General features: G+C 43.9%; 15 protein-coding genes. 6 read left to right on the top strand and 9 right to left on the bottom strand.

Annotated elements, in window-relative coordinates; genetic code table 11:
• Window positions 1–8: 8 nt before the first annotated feature.
• From O3644_RS07990 to O3644_RS07975, 4 genes are all read right to left on the bottom strand, one after another.
• A complete protein-coding gene (locus O3644_RS07990; RefSeq protein WP_371595432.1) occupies window positions 9–2660 on the bottom strand; it encodes a valine--tRNA ligase in 2652 nt (883 codons plus the stop codon).
• Between the two features lie 1286 nt (window positions 2661–3946).
• Window positions 3947–4201, bottom strand: a complete 255-nt coding sequence (locus tag O3644_RS07985; RefSeq protein WP_285875261.1) for a DUF1912 family protein — start codon at window positions 4199–4201, stop codon at window positions 3947–3949.
• 26 nt (window positions 4202–4227) lie between these two features.
• Window positions 4228–5589 (bottom strand): DUF438 domain-containing protein, encoded by a 1362-nt coding sequence (locus O3644_RS07980; protein ID WP_371595431.1) that lies wholly within the window; start codon window positions 5587–5589, stop codon window positions 4228–4230.
• A 2-nt stretch (window positions 5590–5591) separates the two neighbouring features.
• Window positions 5592–5822, bottom strand: coding sequence for a DUF1858 domain-containing protein (locus tag O3644_RS07975; RefSeq protein ID WP_371595430.1), 231 nt, complete (start codon window positions 5820–5822; stop codon window positions 5592–5594).
• A gap of 292 nt (window positions 5823–6114) precedes the next feature.
• Between O3644_RS07975 and O3644_RS07970 the strand changes: the two genes are divergently transcribed.
• Window positions 6115–7047, top strand: coding sequence for a nitronate monooxygenase (locus O3644_RS07970; RefSeq protein ID WP_371595429.1), 933 nt, complete (start codon window positions 6115–6117; stop codon window positions 7045–7047).
• Between the two features lie 232 nt (window positions 7048–7279).
• Here the strand turns inward: O3644_RS07970 and rlmD are convergent, their stop codons facing one another.
• Complete coding sequence (gene rlmD / locus O3644_RS07965; protein WP_371595428.1) at window positions 7280–8638, bottom strand: 23S rRNA (uracil(1939)-C(5))-methyltransferase RlmD; 1359 nt, start codon at window positions 8636–8638, stop codon at window positions 7280–7282.
• A 55-nt stretch (window positions 8639–8693) separates the two neighbouring features.
• On the opposite strand from rlmD, the gene O3644_RS07960 reads away from it, so the two are divergent.
• The 4 genes from O3644_RS07960 (at window position 8694) to O3644_RS07945 (ending at window position 11397) form a co-directional block, all read left to right on the top strand.
• Window positions 8694–9470: an aminoglycoside 3'-phosphotransferase gene (locus O3644_RS07960; protein WP_048763763.1), complete on the top strand. Its 777-nt coding sequence runs from the start codon at window positions 8694–8696 to the stop codon at window positions 9468–9470.
• 25 nt (window positions 9471–9495) lie between these two features.
• Window positions 9496–10272 (top strand): recombination regulator RecX, encoded by a 777-nt coding sequence (recX, locus tag O3644_RS07955; RefSeq protein WP_371595427.1) that lies wholly within the window; start codon window positions 9496–9498, stop codon window positions 10270–10272.
• 86 nt (window positions 10273–10358) lie between these two features.
• Window positions 10359–10892 carry a DUF402 domain-containing protein gene (locus tag O3644_RS07950; protein WP_005590859.1) on the top strand — a complete coding sequence of 178 codons (534 nt, stop codon included), beginning with the start codon at window positions 10359–10361 and terminating at the stop codon, window positions 10890–10892.
• A gap of 187 nt (window positions 10893–11079) precedes the next feature.
• The gene (locus O3644_RS07945) at window positions 11080–11397 is read left to right on the top strand and encodes a DUF960 domain-containing protein (protein WP_048763759.1); all 318 of its coding nucleotides are present in this window, start codon (window positions 11080–11082) and stop codon (window positions 11395–11397) included.
• A 57-nt stretch (window positions 11398–11454) separates the two neighbouring features.
• On the opposite strand, the gene O3644_RS07940 is transcribed toward O3644_RS07945, so the two are convergent.
• The gene (locus O3644_RS07940) at window positions 11455–11889 is read right to left on the bottom strand and encodes a GNAT family N-acetyltransferase (RefSeq protein WP_048763757.1); all 435 of its coding nucleotides are present in this window, start codon (window positions 11887–11889) and stop codon (window positions 11455–11457) included.
• 62 nt (window positions 11890–11951) lie between these two features.
• Here O3644_RS07940 and O3644_RS07935 point away from each other — a divergent pair, with 62 nt between their 5' ends.
• Entirely contained in the window at window positions 11952–12377 is a 426-nt protein-coding gene (locus O3644_RS07935) for a MarR family winged helix-turn-helix transcriptional regulator (protein ID WP_048763755.1), read from the top strand.
• Between the two features lie 120 nt (window positions 12378–12497).
• Here the strand turns inward: O3644_RS07935 and O3644_RS07930 are convergent, their stop codons facing one another.
• The 3 genes from O3644_RS07930 to O3644_RS07920 form a co-directional block, all read right to left on the bottom strand.
• Complete coding sequence (locus O3644_RS07930) at window positions 12498–14039, bottom strand: ABC-F family ATP-binding cassette domain-containing protein (protein WP_048763753.1); 1542 nt, start codon at window positions 14037–14039, stop codon at window positions 12498–12500.
• 94 nt (window positions 14040–14133) lie between these two features.
• Window positions 14134–14790, bottom strand: coding sequence for a CBS domain-containing protein (locus tag O3644_RS07925; RefSeq protein WP_048763750.1), 657 nt, complete (start codon window positions 14788–14790; stop codon window positions 14134–14136).
• 277 nt (window positions 14791–15067) lie between these two features.
• Window positions 15068–15922 (bottom strand): bifunctional methylenetetrahydrofolate dehydrogenase/methenyltetrahydrofolate cyclohydrolase, encoded by an 855-nt coding sequence (locus tag O3644_RS07920; RefSeq protein ID WP_148888311.1) that lies wholly within the window; start codon window positions 15920–15922, stop codon window positions 15068–15070.
• Window positions 15923–15978: the final 56 nt, after the last annotated feature.

Genomic DNA, 15978 nt, shown 5'->3' with positions numbered 1-15978 from the left:
TTCTATGTTTATTTTACGAGTTTCTTCATCTCATCAATACGTGCGACGGTCGCATCGTACTTGGCTTGGTAGTCGGCTTGTTTGTCGCGTTCTTTTTGGACGACTTCTGGTTTGGCATTGGCTACGAAGCGTTCGTTAGAGAGCTTTTTACCGACCATATCCAGTTCTTTTTGCCATTTAGCCAGTTCCTTGTCGAGACGAGCCAGTTCTTCTTCGACATTGAGGAGGTCTGCGAGTGGCAGGTAGATTTCTGCTCCTGTGATGACGCTTGACATAGCGAGTTCAGGTGCAGGGATGGTTGATGCGATTTCCAAGTGTTCAGGATTTGTGAAGCGTTTGATGTAGTTGACATTGCTGTTAAAGAAGGCTTCCAAGTCGCTATCGCTTGTCTTAACAAGGATGGTGATAGGCTTGCTTGGCGCTACGTTTACTTCAGCACGCGCATTCCGAACTGCACGAATCAAGTCTTTGAGACTCTCTACACCAGTGTGAGCCGCAAGGTCTTCAAAGGCTGGGTTGACAGTTGGGTATTCTGCTGTGACGATCGAGTCTTCTGAGATTTGTCCAAAGATTTCCTCTGTTACGAATGGCATGATTGGGTGAAGGAGACGAAGGATCTTGTCCAAGGTATAAAGGAGAACAGAGCGTGTGATAACTTTCTCTTCTTCGTTATCGCTATAAAGGACTTCCTTAGTCAACTCAACGTACCAGTCCGCGAACTCATCCCAGATGAAGTTGTAAAGGATGTGTCCAGCAACACCAAACTCAAACTTATCAAAGTTTTCAGTGACTTTTCCGATCGTTTCATTGAGGTTGTGGAGAATCCAGCGGTCTGTGACGTTTCCAGCTTCCTTCTTGGCAACTTTTTCCACATTGGCAGTTGCTTGCTCGAGAGTCAAGCCTTCATTGTTCATGAGGATGTAGCGAGAGATGTTCCAGATTTTGTTGATGAAATTCCATGAAGCATCCATTTTCTCGTAAGAGAAGCGCACGTCTTGCCCTGGTGCAGAACCGTTTGAAAGGAACCAACGCAGGCTATCTGTTCCGTACTTATCAATAACATCCATTGGATCAATCCCGTTACCAAGAGATTTCGACATCTTGCGTCCTTGCTCATCACGAATGAGACCATGAATCAAGGCATTTTTGAATGGCGACCTGCCAGTAAATTCCAAACCTTGGAAAATCATTCGAGATACCCAGAACGGGATAATATCATAACCAGTCACCAAAGTTGATGTTGGATAATAACGTTTGAAGTCTTCTGAGTCCACATCCGGCCAGCCCATGGTAGAGAATGGCCAAAGAGCCGAACTGAACCACGTATCCAAGACGTCTTCGTCCTGAGTCCAACCATCGCCTTCCGGTGCTTCTTCGCCCACATATATTTCACCCTTGGCATTGTACCAAGCAGGGATTTGGTGACCCCACCAGAGCTGACGAGAGATTACCCAGTCGTGGACATTTTCCATCCATTGAAGGAAGGTATCGTTGAAACGAGGAGGGTAGAATTCTACCTTGTCTTCTGTGTCTTGGTTGGTAATGGCATTCTTGGCCAATTGGTCCATCTTGACGAACCATTGAGTAGACAAGCGTGGCTCAACCACAACACCTGTACGCTCTGAGTGACCAACACTGTGGACACGTTTTTCAATCTTAACAAGAGCACCGATTTCTTCCAACTTAGCAACGACCGCCTTACGAGCTTCAAAGCGGTCCATGCCTGCAAATTCAAAGGCCAAGTCATTCATAGTTCCGTCGTCGTTCATAACGTTAACCTGTGGCAAGTTGTGACGTTGACCAACCAAGAAGTCGTTTGGATCGTGGGCAGGTGTGATTTTCACGACACCTGTCCCAAACTCAGGGTCTGCGTGCTCGTCGGCAACGATTGGGATGAGTTTATTAGCGATTGGAAGGATGACATTTTTACCAATCAAGTCCTTGTAGCGTGGGTCTTCTGGATTGACCGCAACGGCAACGTCCCCAAACATAGTCTCAGGACGAGTTGTCGCCACTTCAAGGGCGCGTGAACCATCTTCCAGCATGTAGTTCATGTGGTAGAAGGCACCTTCCACATCCTTGTGGATAACTTCGATATCAGAAAGGGCTGTGCGAGCTGCTGGGTCCCAGTTGATGATAAACTCACCACGGTAGATCCAGCCTTTCTTATAAAGCTCGACAAATACCTTGCGAACGGCTTTTGACAAACCTTCGTCAAGGGTGAAACGCTCACGAGAGTAGTCCACAGAGAGCCCCATCTTGCCCCATTGTTCCTTGATGGTAGTGGCATATTCGTCTTTCCATTCCCAGACCTTATCGAGGAATTTCTCACGACCGAGGTCATAACGGCTAATGCCCTCACCACGCAAGCGCTCCTCAACTTTAGCTTGAGTAGCAATCCCAGCATGGTCCATCCCTGGAAGCCAAAGCGTATCAAAGCCTTGCATGCGTTTTTGACGGATGATGATATCCTGAAGAGTCGTATCCCAAGCGTGACCAAGGTGAAGTTTCCCAGTTACGTTTGGTGGTGGAATGACAATCGAATAAGGCTTAGCCTTTTGATCTCCTGAAGGCTTGAAAACATCCGCATCAAGCCATTTTTGGTAACGGCCAGCCTCAACCTCGGCTGGATTGTATTTAGGTGAAAGTTCTTTAGACATGTGTGTTCTCCTTGTATCTATTTTAAGTAATAAATCTTTAATAAATTCTTCTGCTATATTACGTTTTAAATTCACATTAAGTGTGTAGTCACTTTTACCAACTTTAACTTCTGTTTTATTTCTCCAGGTCACATTCGGGGATTTTGATAATCTTCCTGGTACTCCCTCTATTCTTTCCTCAAGATCATTTGGGTAAAGTTTATTTAACTTCTCAAAAATGCGCTTGTAATACTCTCTAACAGATTCATCCTGTTGTATCTCAATATTAAATCTCTCCTCACTTTCTGAATGATCTGTTGCATTTGAATTTTCTTTGGGTAGACTCTGTTCAATATTTAACAGCTTTTCTTCAATCTCTTTTTTCTTATCTACTTCGTTCTTATACTCCTTAAAAAAACCTACAATGGCAGATTTGCTCTTTTCTGAAGTATTATTTAAATAATAATCAGACAGTAAGACTAAAAGACAATTACTTAAGGTGTGTAGTTTTCTTTTATATTCTTTATCATCATTACTGGCATTTGTATCCATACTATTTCGAAGAAATATTTGCATGGCTCTTAGTAAGTTTAATAAAATTTCCTCTATATCTGCTTTTCTATCAACTAACTTAGTACTCAGTTGTTCAAAATCCTCTACGACAATTGTTTTCCAATATTCAGGAACTGAAAAAGTCATAATAATCTCATTATAAAGTTTTTCAGATTTTAGCCTAAATTCATTCAATTCAACATTCAATCCATCACTACTTATCTCATTGTTATTTAAATATGCTATATATTCATTTATAATGTCCGAATAACTTCTTATTAAATTTGAACTTTTCAGTTTTGACTCAATTAATTCGTTCTTTGATTTCTTCCATTCTTTATACCATTCCACACTAACAGGTGATACTGCTGTAGCTAAGGCTATCCCAACTGCTAATATTCCTTCAAATTCCATCCTTCTACCTCGCTTTCTATAAAAAATCGTCCCTGTCATAGTTATGACAGGGACGAATGTGCTTATCCGCGGTACCACCCAATTTCGGGCAAGCGCCCGCAACTTTTCTCTTCTTCTTTCTCTTTTATGACGTCGTTAAGTCGCTTTGGCATACGCTAGTATAGCCTGCAGCTCCTTGCCTAGTCCTAAAAGGAAACAAAAAGACACTTTTATTTCAATTTATCATCCATCAGCAACCAGCTTTGATACATTTGTGGACTTCTCAGCGCCGCCACTTTCTGTAAAATGCTTGACTCAAAACACCTCTGATGAACTTATTCTATCACCTTTCCAGTGAAAAATCAATAATTTCTCTCACCCAAAAGTCCGTCTGGCAGATCGTGAAATCCTTGGCCCGCCTGATAGTTGGCGAATTTCCCTAAAAGGAACTGGTAAGCATCGAGACGACTTTCATAGCGAATCGCCGCTTCCTTGGCCCGCTCATCCTGGTCCGCCTCATAGACCGCTTGACTCTCCTTGAGGGCCATCTCGTTAATCATGACCTGGGTCTTGACCCAAGCTTCAAACTCCTGTAAAAATTCCTGTTCGTAACTCATTTTTCTCACTTTCTAACTGCAAATACCTAGTCCAAATCTCGGTAAAAATCACTGTCAATGTCACGGAAGGGCTGAATGTCCTGTACATACTCCAGCACCCCCTGAAATTCACCAGCCTCATCTCGCACTGCCGCATAGGTCACATGGACAAACTTGCCCCGAGACTCCGACTTGAACCACATCTCAAACTTGTCTCGCTCTCCCTTACGCAACGCCTTGAAAATCTTCCGCACCTTATCCAAAAACTTGGGCGGGTGACAGAGCTCGACATTGCGCCCTATCTGGGACGGCGTCCGCTTAAAAATCATCTCGTCTGCCGGCACACTGTCATTATAATACTGGAAAATATCGTCCTTATTGACAAAAGTAATCTCTATGGGCAGATGGTCCAAAATCAGATTGGCCTCCGCCACTGACAGATAGCCATGGCCAAAAGGCTGCTGGGAGTCCCGATTAAAGGCTTGCTCCTTCTTTTCCTTAGGCTTAAAGGAAATGGTGACCTGGCCATCTTGCATATCAATGACCTGCTGAAATCTGCCATCACTAGTCTGTTCTCTACTGGCTGGCGCTTCGCTTCCTTCATCAGCAGCATCCCCAGCTTCCTCCTCCGAGAATGAGTGCCGAGCAGGAATCCATTTCTCCGTTGGCTTGATGATGGCATAGCCATAAGCATCACTCTCCTCAGCAATCTTGAGCCAGTCATCCTGAGTAAAGGACTCGAGGAGAATCATGAGAAGAATAGACTCTTCCTTGAAAATCATAGCTTCAAACTCAGCTGCAAAAGACTCAAACTTGTCCTTGACTTCTTGAATCGAAGTATCCGGCAACTGCTCAGCAGCAGCCTTAGCCTCTTGGAAAAGGTCTCGAATCTGATCGTCTACGCCCCACATGACCTTGGGCGGCGAATCGTGGCCGTAGCTCTCCATGATAGGAAACATGAGCTCTTCCTTACGCTGATAGTGGATATCAAACTGTCCCACCAAACCCAGCTGGCGCTGGAGTCCCTTGCGGATTTCAGGAAGAAGCTCCTCATCTTCTGTGCTTTCATAGGTGGATAGGAGTCTGCGAACCCGCATAAGGGCAGCCCGCAGTGCTAGATTTTCCTGCTTAAAAATCTGAACAGGATGGCCTGGATGGTCGGTATCAGCCACCTCCACATCCTGAATGGCACCTTTAAAGAGATTGGCATGGACATTGCAGAGAGACATGACATCTTCAAAGGTCACTCCCGTATCCGAGTTCATCAGCTCATGCTCCATCAGGCTGATCTCAATAGCGGACACACCAGCAAAATGCTCATTGAAGAGCTCCTGAACAGATTCTGCCGAAGCTCCATTATGTAGGTCCAGCAAGATTGACTTGAGGACTTCAATGCGTTCAGTAGCCATGCCTAAATCCCCACCACTTCATAGCCGTTTAATTCCAGCGTTTGCTTGATTTTATTCAGGTCAATGCCATTCATGCTGGCTCCTTTTTTGATCGAAACCACGCGCCCGACTGTATTGCGCATGACAGGATTGGCCAGAGGCTTAAAACCCAACTCGACCAAAACATCTAAAACTTCGGGCTGCTTCTCAATCACTTCTGCCACTGGAACAGACAAATCAATCACATTATCCATATGCTCTACCTCCGTGTATTTTTTATTATTATATCACAAAAGATGCGTCCAATAAAAATCCTTTCCATGCTTGCTCAAATTCGATCTTAGAGAATATAACAAATTCTAATAGGCTATAAGTTATTGTTATAAGGACACTGATAAATTTAATTTCACAAGGAAAGGCTATTCCTATCAACCATTTCTGAGATTTTTTTCACAAACTTCTATCTTTTGTCAGTCTACGGCTTTATTGAAAACGCTTTATTATAGTGATATAATGATTTTAAATACAGAATAAAGGAGATGCCCTATGTCTATTACAAAATTGTTGAACATTAAGTACCCTATTTTCCAAGGAGCTATGGCTCAGATTTCCCACTACCAACTGGCGGCAGCTGTTTCCGAAGCTGGCGGACTGGGAATCATTGCTTCAGGAGGAATGACAGGTGAGCAGTTGCGCGAAGAAATCCGTGAACTGCGTAAATTGACTAACAAGCCATTTGCCGTCAATGTTATGCTCATGATGAAAAATATCAAGGATATTGTGACAGTCATCATTGAAGAAAAAGTTCCTGTCGTAACGACTGGGGCTGGTACACCGAAATTCATCATGCCTTATCTGAAAGAGGCAGGTATCAAGGTTATCCCTGTTATCGCCAGTGTCAAACACGCGCAAAAAATGCAAGAGCTCGGAGTTGATGCCGTGATTGCCGAAGGTTCTGAAGCTGGTGGCCACATCGGTGAAACCAATACTATGGCTCTCATTCCTCAGATTGTTGACTCAGTTGATATTCCAGTCATCGCTGCAGGTGGCGTTGCCGATGGTCGTGGTCTCGCTGCCGCTTTTGTCCTCGGTGCACAAGGGGTTCAGATGGGAACTATCTTCCTAGCTTCTGAAGAATGCCCAATTTCAGCAGGTTACAAGGATGCCATTGTCGCAGCCAATGATACTGCTACTGCCGTTACTGGTCGTATTGCTGGTGCACCAGTTCGTTGTATCCGTAATGAAATGACCGACCACTATATCGAACTAGAAAACAAAGGCACCAATCGTGACGAACTCGAAGAAATCACCATCGGTTCTCTTTCTAAAGCTGTTTACGAAGGAGATACCGTACATGGCTCTATGATGAGTGGCCAAATCGCTGGCTTAGTCAAGGAAATTCGTCCATGTAAAGAAATCCTCGACACAATCGTTGCCGATGCCCAAAAGGTTCTCCAAAACACTGAAATCAAGCTATAATCCTCTAACTCAAAAGAGAGTGGGACAGAAATCGGTAATTCGTTAGAATTCGATTTCGTCGTCCCACCTCCGCACAGTTGAGTAGGGCTGTAAAAGCTGATGAAATCAGCGTAGTAGAGCCCACTCAACCACTGCGTCTTGCTCGACAATCCAAAGACAATTGAGAGGCTAGGACTTTTGTCCCAGCCTCTTTTGCTGTTTATTTAGGCTTGTTTTCCAAAAAATCACTCTTCTACTTGACTTTTTTGACCAATTTTACCACTGCTTCCGTTCGAGCGGTATGGGGAAACATGTCAACCGACTGGATGTAGTGGACATCGTAGACCTGACATAGCTTGACCAAATCGCGCGCCAAGGTTGAGACATTGCAGGAAACATAGACCATCTTTTCAGGTGCATAGCGGACAATCGTCTCCAACAGCTTATCATCCAGACCTGTTCGCGGCGGATCGACAATCAAGGCATCCGCCCGATAACCATCCGCGTACCAGCGAGGAATAATCTCCTCTGCCGTTCCAGCCTCGTAGAGCGTATTGTCAAAGCCCATCCGTTTCGCATTGCGCTTAGCGTCTTCAATGGCCTCAGGGATGATGTCCATGCCTCGCAAAGACTTGACCCTTTTAGCAAAAGCAAAGCCGATGGTCCCAACCCCGCAATAAGCGTCAATCAAATGGTCTTCTTTCGTCACATCCAACGCCTTGACCGCCTCCCCATAGAGCACCTCTGTCTGCTCAGGATTGAGCTGATAGAAAGCTCGAGGTGACAGGGAAAACTCATAGTCCAGCACACCCTCTTGAATGGCTTCCTCGCCCCAGATAATCTCTGTCTTATCCCCATAAATCTCACTGGACTTGCTCGTATGATAATTGACCGCCACTGTCTCCAGCTCGGGAAATTCAGCCACCAGGTCTCGGACGACTGGAGAAAAGTCTAGCTTGCGACCTGTTACAAAAATCATCTGCACCTGACCCGTTTTTCTGGCCCTGCGAATCATGACGGTACGCACTCCAGTTGTCTTGCGCTCATCGTAGATGGGCAGCCTGTATTTACCTAAAAGCCGAGCTACCTTATTGACAATAGCCTGCGTTACCTTGTCCTGAACCAGACAGTTTTTCAGCGAGACCAGATAGTGGGAATTCTGGGCATAAAGCCCAGCCTTGACCTCATCCTTGAACTTCCGAGTCTGAAACTGTAGCTTGGCTCGATAATAGAGCGGCTCCTGCATACCAATGGTCGGACGAATCTCGTAGTTTTCGTAACCAGCTGGCGCAAATTTTTTCAGAGCCTGACGCAGCAAATCCTCCTTAAACTCCAACTGCTTGTCATAATGGAGGTGCATAATTTGACAGCCTCCGCAGTTTTCATAAATCTCACACGGCGCTTCAACTCGAAATTTCGACCGCTTGTTGATGGTCAAGAGCTTGGCCTCGATAAAATTACGCTGAACTCTGGTCACCTGACAGTAGACTTCTTCACCTTTCAAAGCCCCCGGCACAAAGACCAGCGTTTTCTTATAAAATCCAATTCCTTCCCCATTGATTCCCATTTTCTTAATTTTCAAAGGGATTCTTTGCTTCACTTTTACATTCATGCCTCTATTATACCACGCTAGAGTCGATTCGTTGAGAATATGTTACAATAAAAGTATGAAAGCAGAAAAAATATCTCTTCCACTCGCACATTTCCCTGAGCAAATCCGAACTTATCTAGAGGGAGCCAACTTTTACGACAGCTCCTCACATTCAAGCGCCCGTGTTTTCTATGCTGATACGGGCTATTATTTGAAAATCGACCAAAAAGGCAAGTTATCCCGAGAAGCCACACTTGCCAAATGGTTTGAGAAGCAAGAACTCGGTGTGCCTGTCATTCACTACCTATCAGCAGATCATGACTACCTGCTGACTAGAGAAGCCGAGGGCAAGGATGCCCTAGCCTTTCTTCAACAGCCAGAAGAGCTTTGCCAAACAATGGCTGCAGCACTCAAAAGACTTCACAGCCTCCAACCCCAGCATTTCCCAATCCAGCATCGCCTCCAACACTATAAAGAGCAAGCAGAGGAAAATTATCGGAAAGGCTGCTTTTATCAAAAAGCCTTGCTGCCTCAATTTCACATCTCAAGTCGTGAGGAAGCCTACCAGCTTATTCGAGAGCAAGGACATCTACTGACGGCGGACGCCTTGATTCACGGAGATGCCTGCTTGCCTAATTTCATTCTGAAAGACGCAGCAACCTTCTCCTGCTTTATTGACGTTGGTCTCGCTGGCCTTAGCGATCGCCACATTGACCTTTACTGGGCCATCTGGTCTCTTACTTATAATTTATCTGACCCTCAATACGCAGAGCTCTTTCTTGACTACTATGGCCGGAAGGATGTTGATACAGACAAACTGCGCTTGATTGCTGCCTTTGAAGCATTTGGTTAAAAGAAAGGACTTTACCAAATCCCCTATGAAATTCACAAAAATTGAAAAGAAAAAACGGCTCTACCTCTTGGAGTTGGACGACAGTGAAAAGCTCTATATTACTGAAGACACCATTGTCCGCTTCATGCTGTCTAAAGGGATGGAAATCACGGAGCAAGAGTTAAAAGAGATTCAAACTTACGCCCAATTTTCCTACGGAAAAAATCTAGCCCTCTACCATCTCTCCTTCAAGCAAAGAACTGCCAAGGAAGTTAAAGACTACTTAATACAGCACGACATCCAACCATACATCATCAGCCAAGTCTTGGACGCCTTGAAAAAAGATAATTGGATCAACGACAGAAAATATGCCAATTCTTATATCCAATCCAACCTTCTCACTGGTAACAAAGGCGCTTTTGTTCTCAAGCAAAAACTCAGTCAAAAAGGGATTTCTAACACTATCATAGAAGAGGAATTGAACCAGTTTGATTTCGCTGAACTAACAGACAAGATTGCCGAAAAGTTGCTCAAAAAATACCAAGGAAAGCTTCCTAGTAAAGCTTTGCAAGATAAAATCCTCCAAGCTCTGATAAACAAAGGATTTTCTTATGGACAAGCCAAAACCGCCTATCAGCATTTGGAAATCGAAGAAGACCAGGAAAACCAGCAAGAACTGCTCTATAAAGAACTAGACAAGCAATACCGCAAGTACTTCAAAAAGTACGAGGGATACGACTTAAAACAGCGTCTGACCCAAGCTCTGGCCCGCAAAGGCTATGATTTTTCGGACATTGCCAGCGCTCTGAGAGAATATCTTTAAGATTTTCTATGAAAACTTAGGCATTTTTATGAAAATATGTTACAATAAAGAGGATAAACTTAAAAATTGTAGAAAGTTGGTAGGTTATGAAACTTCCCAAAGAAGGCGACTTTATTACAATTCAAAGTTATAAGCATGATGGGAATCTTCACCGCACTTGGCGAGATACCATGGTACTAAAGACAACAGAAAATGCCATTATTGGCGTTAATGACCACACACTGGTAACAGAAAGTGATGGCCGGCGCTGGGTAACACGAGAGCCCGCCATTGTCTATTTTCATAAGAAATATTGGTTTAATATCATTGCCATGATTCGTGATAATGGCACTTCATACTACTGCAACCTTGCCAGCCCCTATTATCTGGACAATGAAGCCCTCAAGTATATCGACTATGATTTAGATGTCAAGGTCTTCACAGACGGAGAAAAACGGCTGCTTGATGTGGAAGAGTATGAGCGTCATAAAAGGCAAATGAACTATTCGGATGATTTGGATTTCATTCTCAAGGAAAACGTCAAGATTCTGGTTGACTGGATCAACAACGAACGCGGTCCCTTCTCCGATGCTTATGTGAAAATTTGGTACAAACGTTATGTTGAACTAAAGAATCGATAAAGTTGTCAAAGAGCGCAAGCTCTTTTTTCTTGCTTTCTTTTCCAAAAATCCTTTGTCTAGCAAGGAAGCAATTTCTTGCAATTCCTACTTATTTCTTGTATGATAGAACCATCAATGCTGCTAGTAAAGCACTAGAGGTCCAATTTCTGGTCCTCCACAGCAAAATTTCCAGAAAGGAGTGAGTCTCATGGCTTTTACCAATACTTGTGGTCGCTATGCCAGCTTTGGCGCTATCACTAGCCTTCCAGATGATGTGATTGACACTTTCTGGTACATTATCGACAACTTCCTTAAAGATGTTTTCCCTTTGAATAATCTGATTCGCTTCGAATTGATCAATAACGAAGGGAAACTGACTTTTCGCTTCTCTGAGGACCATCTCGATACACTCATCTCCTTTGATTTCACCTATAAATTTGACCCATTCTATCCTCGCATGATCTACGTTGTGGATAATAACGGCAGAGAGACGGTCATGTTAGCCGATGAATACTCTATGTTTTAAGAAAGCAAAATCCAGTTGAGACACTGCCATTATAAGCGGTTCTTCAACTGGATTTTTTTATTTTTTGTAAATCATTTTGATATGAGGCGTCGATTCAAAGATAAAAGGCTCTCCTTGAGTCACAAAACCGAATTTTTCATAAAGGCCCACGACTTGCTCCTGAGCTTCAATCTCAATCATTTTTCTCGGCCACTTTTTCTCACAAAGAATCAATATTTCCTCTACCAATCTATTCCCTAGGCCCTTTCCCCTGGCTGACGGGGCCGTCACAAGGCGACCAAAAACGACTTTTTCATCTTCCTCAAACACGCGGGCATAAGCATCTATTTCCTCTTGCTCATTTACATGGAAAAGGTGCATAGCTGTTAGATCCTTCTCATCCAATTCATGATAGATTCGCTCTTGCTCGACGACAAAGGTATCGATTCGCAGTTTTAAAAGCTTGTAAAACTCCAGCGTGTCCAACTCTTGCAAATATTTTTTATGCCACATGCTTGTTTCCGTCCTTGCTTTATTATATAATCATTGTAAATGCAACTATCAAAGGAGTTCTTATGGATTACCGTCAGTTATTTCGTCAAATGGGATTCATCTCCCGTCAAGCCATGATGAGAATGAACCAAGAAGCTAGCCAATACGGGCTTGATAATAATCTCTTTCTCATTCTTACTCGCATTGTCGAACACCCCGCCATCCATCAATCTCAGCTAGCAGAGCTGGTTCAGATTGACAAGACTACTCTAAGCCGGTCTCTAAGAAAGCTGGAAGAAAGAGGGTTGATTGTCAAAAAGACCAAGCAAGAGAATAAGAAATTCAAGGAGCTCTATCCACTGACTCCTGCACTAAAAGTATATGACAAGCTGATTGGCTACGAGGATAAATACATTCAGGCTAGTCTGCATCAACTGACTTCATCTGAACTCTTTCAACTGGATCATATCTTACAGAAAATTCAAAACTCCCGACAAGAAGAATTATAACACAATATAGTTGCATTTGCAACTATATGATATTAAAAACTAAAGCTATTAAAAGCGGCTGCTTGCAAGTGACTGAGAAGATACCCTCGTCTCTGCAAGCAAAACCGCCTTAATAGCTTTTTAAGTTAGTTGATTGAAGTCCCAGATTTGATCCATCCAGCCCTCATAGAAATCAGGCTCGTGGCAAACCATGAGGATGCTGCCCTTGTATTCTTTCAGAGCGCGCTTGAGCTCCTCCTTGGCATCTACATCCAAGTGGTTGGTTGGCTCGTCCAGAACCAGAACATTATTTTCTCGGTTCATGAGGAGGCAAAGTCGAACCTTGGCCTGCTCGCCACCTGAAAGAACCTGAATCTGACTCTCAATATGCTTGGAAGTCAATCCACATCTAGCCAGAGCCGCTCGGACTTCTGCTTGATTTAGAGCTGGAAAGGCATTCCAAACTGCTTCGAGCGGTGTCTGACGATTGCCGCCTTCCACTTCCTGCTCGAAATAGCCCAGTTCTAAATAGTCTCCGCGCTCGACTTCCCCAGCAATTGGTGGGATAATCCCCAGCAAACTCTTGAGCAGGGTCGTTTTCCCAATCCCATTTGCCCCGATGATGGCCACCTTCTGATTGCGCTCAAAGGTCAGATTAAGAGGCTGGGTCAGTGGACGGTCGTAGCCAATCTGCAAGTCCTTGGCTTGGAAGATAAAACGGCCAGGTGTACGTGCAGACTTGAAATCAAAGGATGGTTTTGGTTTCTCACTTTGCAACTCAATAATGTCCATCTTATCCAGCTTTTTCTGGCGGGACATGGCCATATTACGGGTCGCCACACGGGCTTTGTTGCGGGCCACAAAGTCCTTAAGGTCTGCAATTTCCTTCTGCTGGCGCTCGTAGGCTGCTTCCAGCTGAGATTTTTTCATCTCATAGACTTCTAAGAACTGGTAATAATCCCCAGAATAGCGGGTCAACTGCTGATTTTCTACATGGTAGACGATATTGATCACATCATTCAAGAAAGGAATATCATGGGAGATCAGGACAAAGGCGTTTTCATAGTTTTGGAGGTAGCGCTTGAGCCAGTCAATGTGTTCCGCATCCAGATAGTTGGTTGGCTCGTCCAAGAGCAGGATATCCGGTTTTTCCAAAAGCAATTTAGCCAAGAGAACCTTAGTCCGCTGCCCACCAGATAGCTCTGTCACATCACTCTCCATACCGTAGTCCATGACACCTAGTGCTCGTGCAACTTCGTCAATCTTGGCATCCAGCGTATAGAAATCCCGGCTCTCCAAGCGGTCCTGCAGCTCGCCCACTTCTTCCATGAGGGCATCCACATCCGCTCCATCCTCAGCCATGCTCATATAGATTTCATTGATGCGGGCCTCAGTCTTGAACAGCTCGTCAAAGGCTGTCCGCAGCACATCGCGGACAGTTTGGCCCTGCTCCAATACAGCATGCTGGTCCAGATAGCCAGCCGTCACATACTTGGACCACTCGACCTTACCCTCATCCGGCAGCATTTTACCCGTCACAATGCTCATAAAGGTTGACTTTCCCTCACCATTGGCGCCGACTAGACCGATATGCTCCCCCTTGAGCAGGCGGAAGGATACATCCTCAAAAATAGCCCGGTCTCCAAAACCGTGGCTGAGATTTTTTACTTCTAAAATACTCATCTTTTCTCCTCTATCATTGATTGCAGTTCCTTGATTATACCATCTTAGGAAGCCAATTGGCAAGAAAATAAAAGCCTCAACTGAGGCTCTTACTTTATAAAACTTTTGCGCTAGTGCGGGTAATATCTTCTACTTTTATATTGTGTGCTTCAAACTTGGACTTCAAGGAAACCAAGTCAATATCTCCGTCAATTTGTACCTCAATGACAACTTTACCGTCCTTACGAGGAATATTGACTGTGTTTGAAATATTGAGGTTTTCTTCGACAAGTAAGGCAATAATATGCGATAGGACACCAACCTCGTCTTCTGTGACAAAGCGCATTCGAACGCCCTTTTCGCCATAACCAGACACTTCTAGAAAAGCCTTGAAAATGTCGCGATCCGTAATGATTCCATAGACCTGCTCATTGTCAACAACTGGTAAGATTCCAATTTTATTTTTCAGCATCAAATAAGTCGCATCTTCTAGACTAGCATACTGGGAAATCGTAACGACATCGTGGATCATCACATCTTTTACTTTGGTTTTATTCAGAAGATAGTTCATTTCATAAATAGATAGGCTCGTTGCCTTTGATGGACTTGCTTCTGCGATTGTTCCTTCTGTCACAAGACCCACCAGCTTATCATTTTCAATCACGGGCAAGCGGTGCAATTTTTGGTCACGCATAATATCTGCCGCATGCGCAATCGTTGTGTCTGGACTAATGTATACAACCTTACGCGTCATAAAATCTTTTACTGCCATGAGAAGCCTCCTCTAGTTTCTTTTTCTAATCTTATTATACTGTATTTTCTAACTAATTTCAAACGCTTTCACAGTTTTCTCTTATGTTTTCAAAATTTAGAAAAATCAGGCAGGCTACCTATAAAAAAGCTAGATTCTCTATGAGAAAACGAGGGGGAACGTTTGACCCAGCCTCGCTTTAGCCTATCTCTCTAGTTTCTTGTCTAATACCTCTAGCGACAAGATTACGAAAAAGCAATTGAAAGAGAAAATTGATCGGCCTAATGCTACTTTTCTATTATTTCTCCAAACTTCTAACAAAGGCCTGATAAGTTTGTTCCATTAGCATGGTAATCGTCATCGGTCCGACCCCTTTTGGAACCGGCGTAATGAGACTAGCCACTTCTGCCACTTCGTCAAATTTAACATCGCCAATCAACTTGCCATTTTCATCCCGGTTCATGCCGACGTCAATAACGACAGCTCCCTCCTTGACAAAGTCCTTGGTTACAAAGTGTCCTCGTCCGATAGCCACCACTAAAATATCAGCTTTCTTTGCAATTTTTGCTAAATGATGGGTCCTTGAGTGCGTCAAAGTAACGGTCGCATTTTTAGACAACAGAAGCTGAGCCATAGGTTTACCGACAATATTACTACGGCCAATCACCACCGCATTCTTTCCTTCCAAGTCCACCTTATATTCACGGAACATTTCCATGATTCCTGCTGGTGTAGAAGGGATCATCAAGGGATGTCCTGACCAAAGTCGCCCCATATTGGTCGGATGAAAGCCATCTACATCCTTGTCTGGATCAATGGCTAATAGAACCGCTTCGTCATCAATATGAGCTGGCAAAGGAAGCTGGACTAGGATTCCGTGCCAAGCTGGATCCTGATTATATTTAGCAATCAAAGCCAGCAATTCTTCCTGACTCGTTGACTCGGGCAGGCGCACGACTTCACTACGAAAGCCAGCGGCTAGAGCAGACCGCTCTTTATTTCTCACATAAACCTGACTGGCTGGATTGTCACCCACCAAAATCACCACTAAACCAGGTTCCTGACCTGTCTCTGATTTTAACTTTGCTGTTTTTTCTGCAAGTTTCGCTTGAAGCTTTTCTGCTAAAGCTTTCCCGTCAATAATGTTTGCCATTCTTTTCTCATTTCTTTTTCACTATATTTATTCATTATATCAGAAATCCTTCTGTC

Source organism: Streptococcus sp. 27098_8_113 (genome assembly GCF_041432545.1).
In the GTDB taxonomy this organism is placed as follows: domain Bacteria; phylum Bacillota; class Bacilli; order Lactobacillales; family Streptococcaceae; genus Streptococcus.
The sequence above is the reverse complement of the archived record's forward strand: the minus strand, read 5'-3'. Positions and strand labels throughout refer to the sequence as shown.

What these genes read in the sequence shown, in the direction of transcription:
- rlmD (WP_371595428.1), bottom strand. Translation starts at nt 8,638, where the DNA reads ATGAATGTAAAAGTGAAGCAAAGAATCCCTTTGAAAATTAAGAAAATG.
- O3644_RS07920 (WP_148888311.1), bottom strand. Translation starts at nt 15,922, where the DNA reads ATGGCAAACATTATTGACGGGAAAGCTTTAGCAGAAAAGCTTCAAGCG.
- O3644_RS07970 (WP_371595429.1), top strand. Translation starts at nt 6,115, where the DNA reads ATGTCTATTACAAAATTGTTGAACATTAAGTACCCTATTTTCCAAGGA.
- O3644_RS07980 (WP_371595431.1), bottom strand. Translation starts at nt 5,589, where the DNA reads ATGGCTACTGAACGCATTGAAGTCCTCAAGTCAATCTTGCTGGACCTA.
- O3644_RS07985 (WP_285875261.1), bottom strand. Translation starts at nt 4,201, where the DNA reads ATGAGTTACGAACAGGAATTTTTACAGGAGTTTGAAGCTTGGGTCAAG.
- O3644_RS07925 (WP_048763750.1), bottom strand. Translation starts at nt 14,790, where the DNA reads ATGGCAGTAAAAGATTTTATGACGCGTAAGGTTGTATACATTAGTCCA.
- O3644_RS07960 (WP_048763763.1), top strand. Translation starts at nt 8,694, where the DNA reads ATGAAAGCAGAAAAAATATCTCTTCCACTCGCACATTTCCCTGAGCAA.
- recX (WP_371595427.1), top strand. Translation starts at nt 9,496, where the DNA reads ATGAAATTCACAAAAATTGAAAAGAAAAAACGGCTCTACCTCTTGGAG.
- O3644_RS07945 (WP_048763759.1), top strand. Translation starts at nt 11,080, where the DNA reads ATGGCTTTTACCAATACTTGTGGTCGCTATGCCAGCTTTGGCGCTATC.
- O3644_RS07990 (WP_371595432.1), bottom strand. Translation starts at nt 2,660, where the DNA reads ATGTCTAAAGAACTTTCACCTAAATACAATCCAGCCGAGGTTGAGGCT.
- O3644_RS07935 (WP_048763755.1), top strand. Translation starts at nt 11,952, where the DNA reads ATGGATTACCGTCAGTTATTTCGTCAAATGGGATTCATCTCCCGTCAA.
- O3644_RS07975 (WP_371595430.1), bottom strand. Translation starts at nt 5,822, where the DNA reads ATGGATAATGTGATTGATTTGTCTGTTCCAGTGGCAGAAGTGATTGAG.
- O3644_RS07930 (WP_048763753.1), bottom strand. Translation starts at nt 14,039, where the DNA reads ATGAGTATTTTAGAAGTAAAAAATCTCAGCCACGGTTTTGGAGACCGG.
- O3644_RS07940 (WP_048763757.1), bottom strand. Translation starts at nt 11,889, where the DNA reads ATGTGGCATAAAAAATATTTGCAAGAGTTGGACACGCTGGAGTTTTAC.
- O3644_RS07950 (WP_005590859.1), top strand. Translation starts at nt 10,359, where the DNA reads ATGAAACTTCCCAAAGAAGGCGACTTTATTACAATTCAAAGTTATAAG.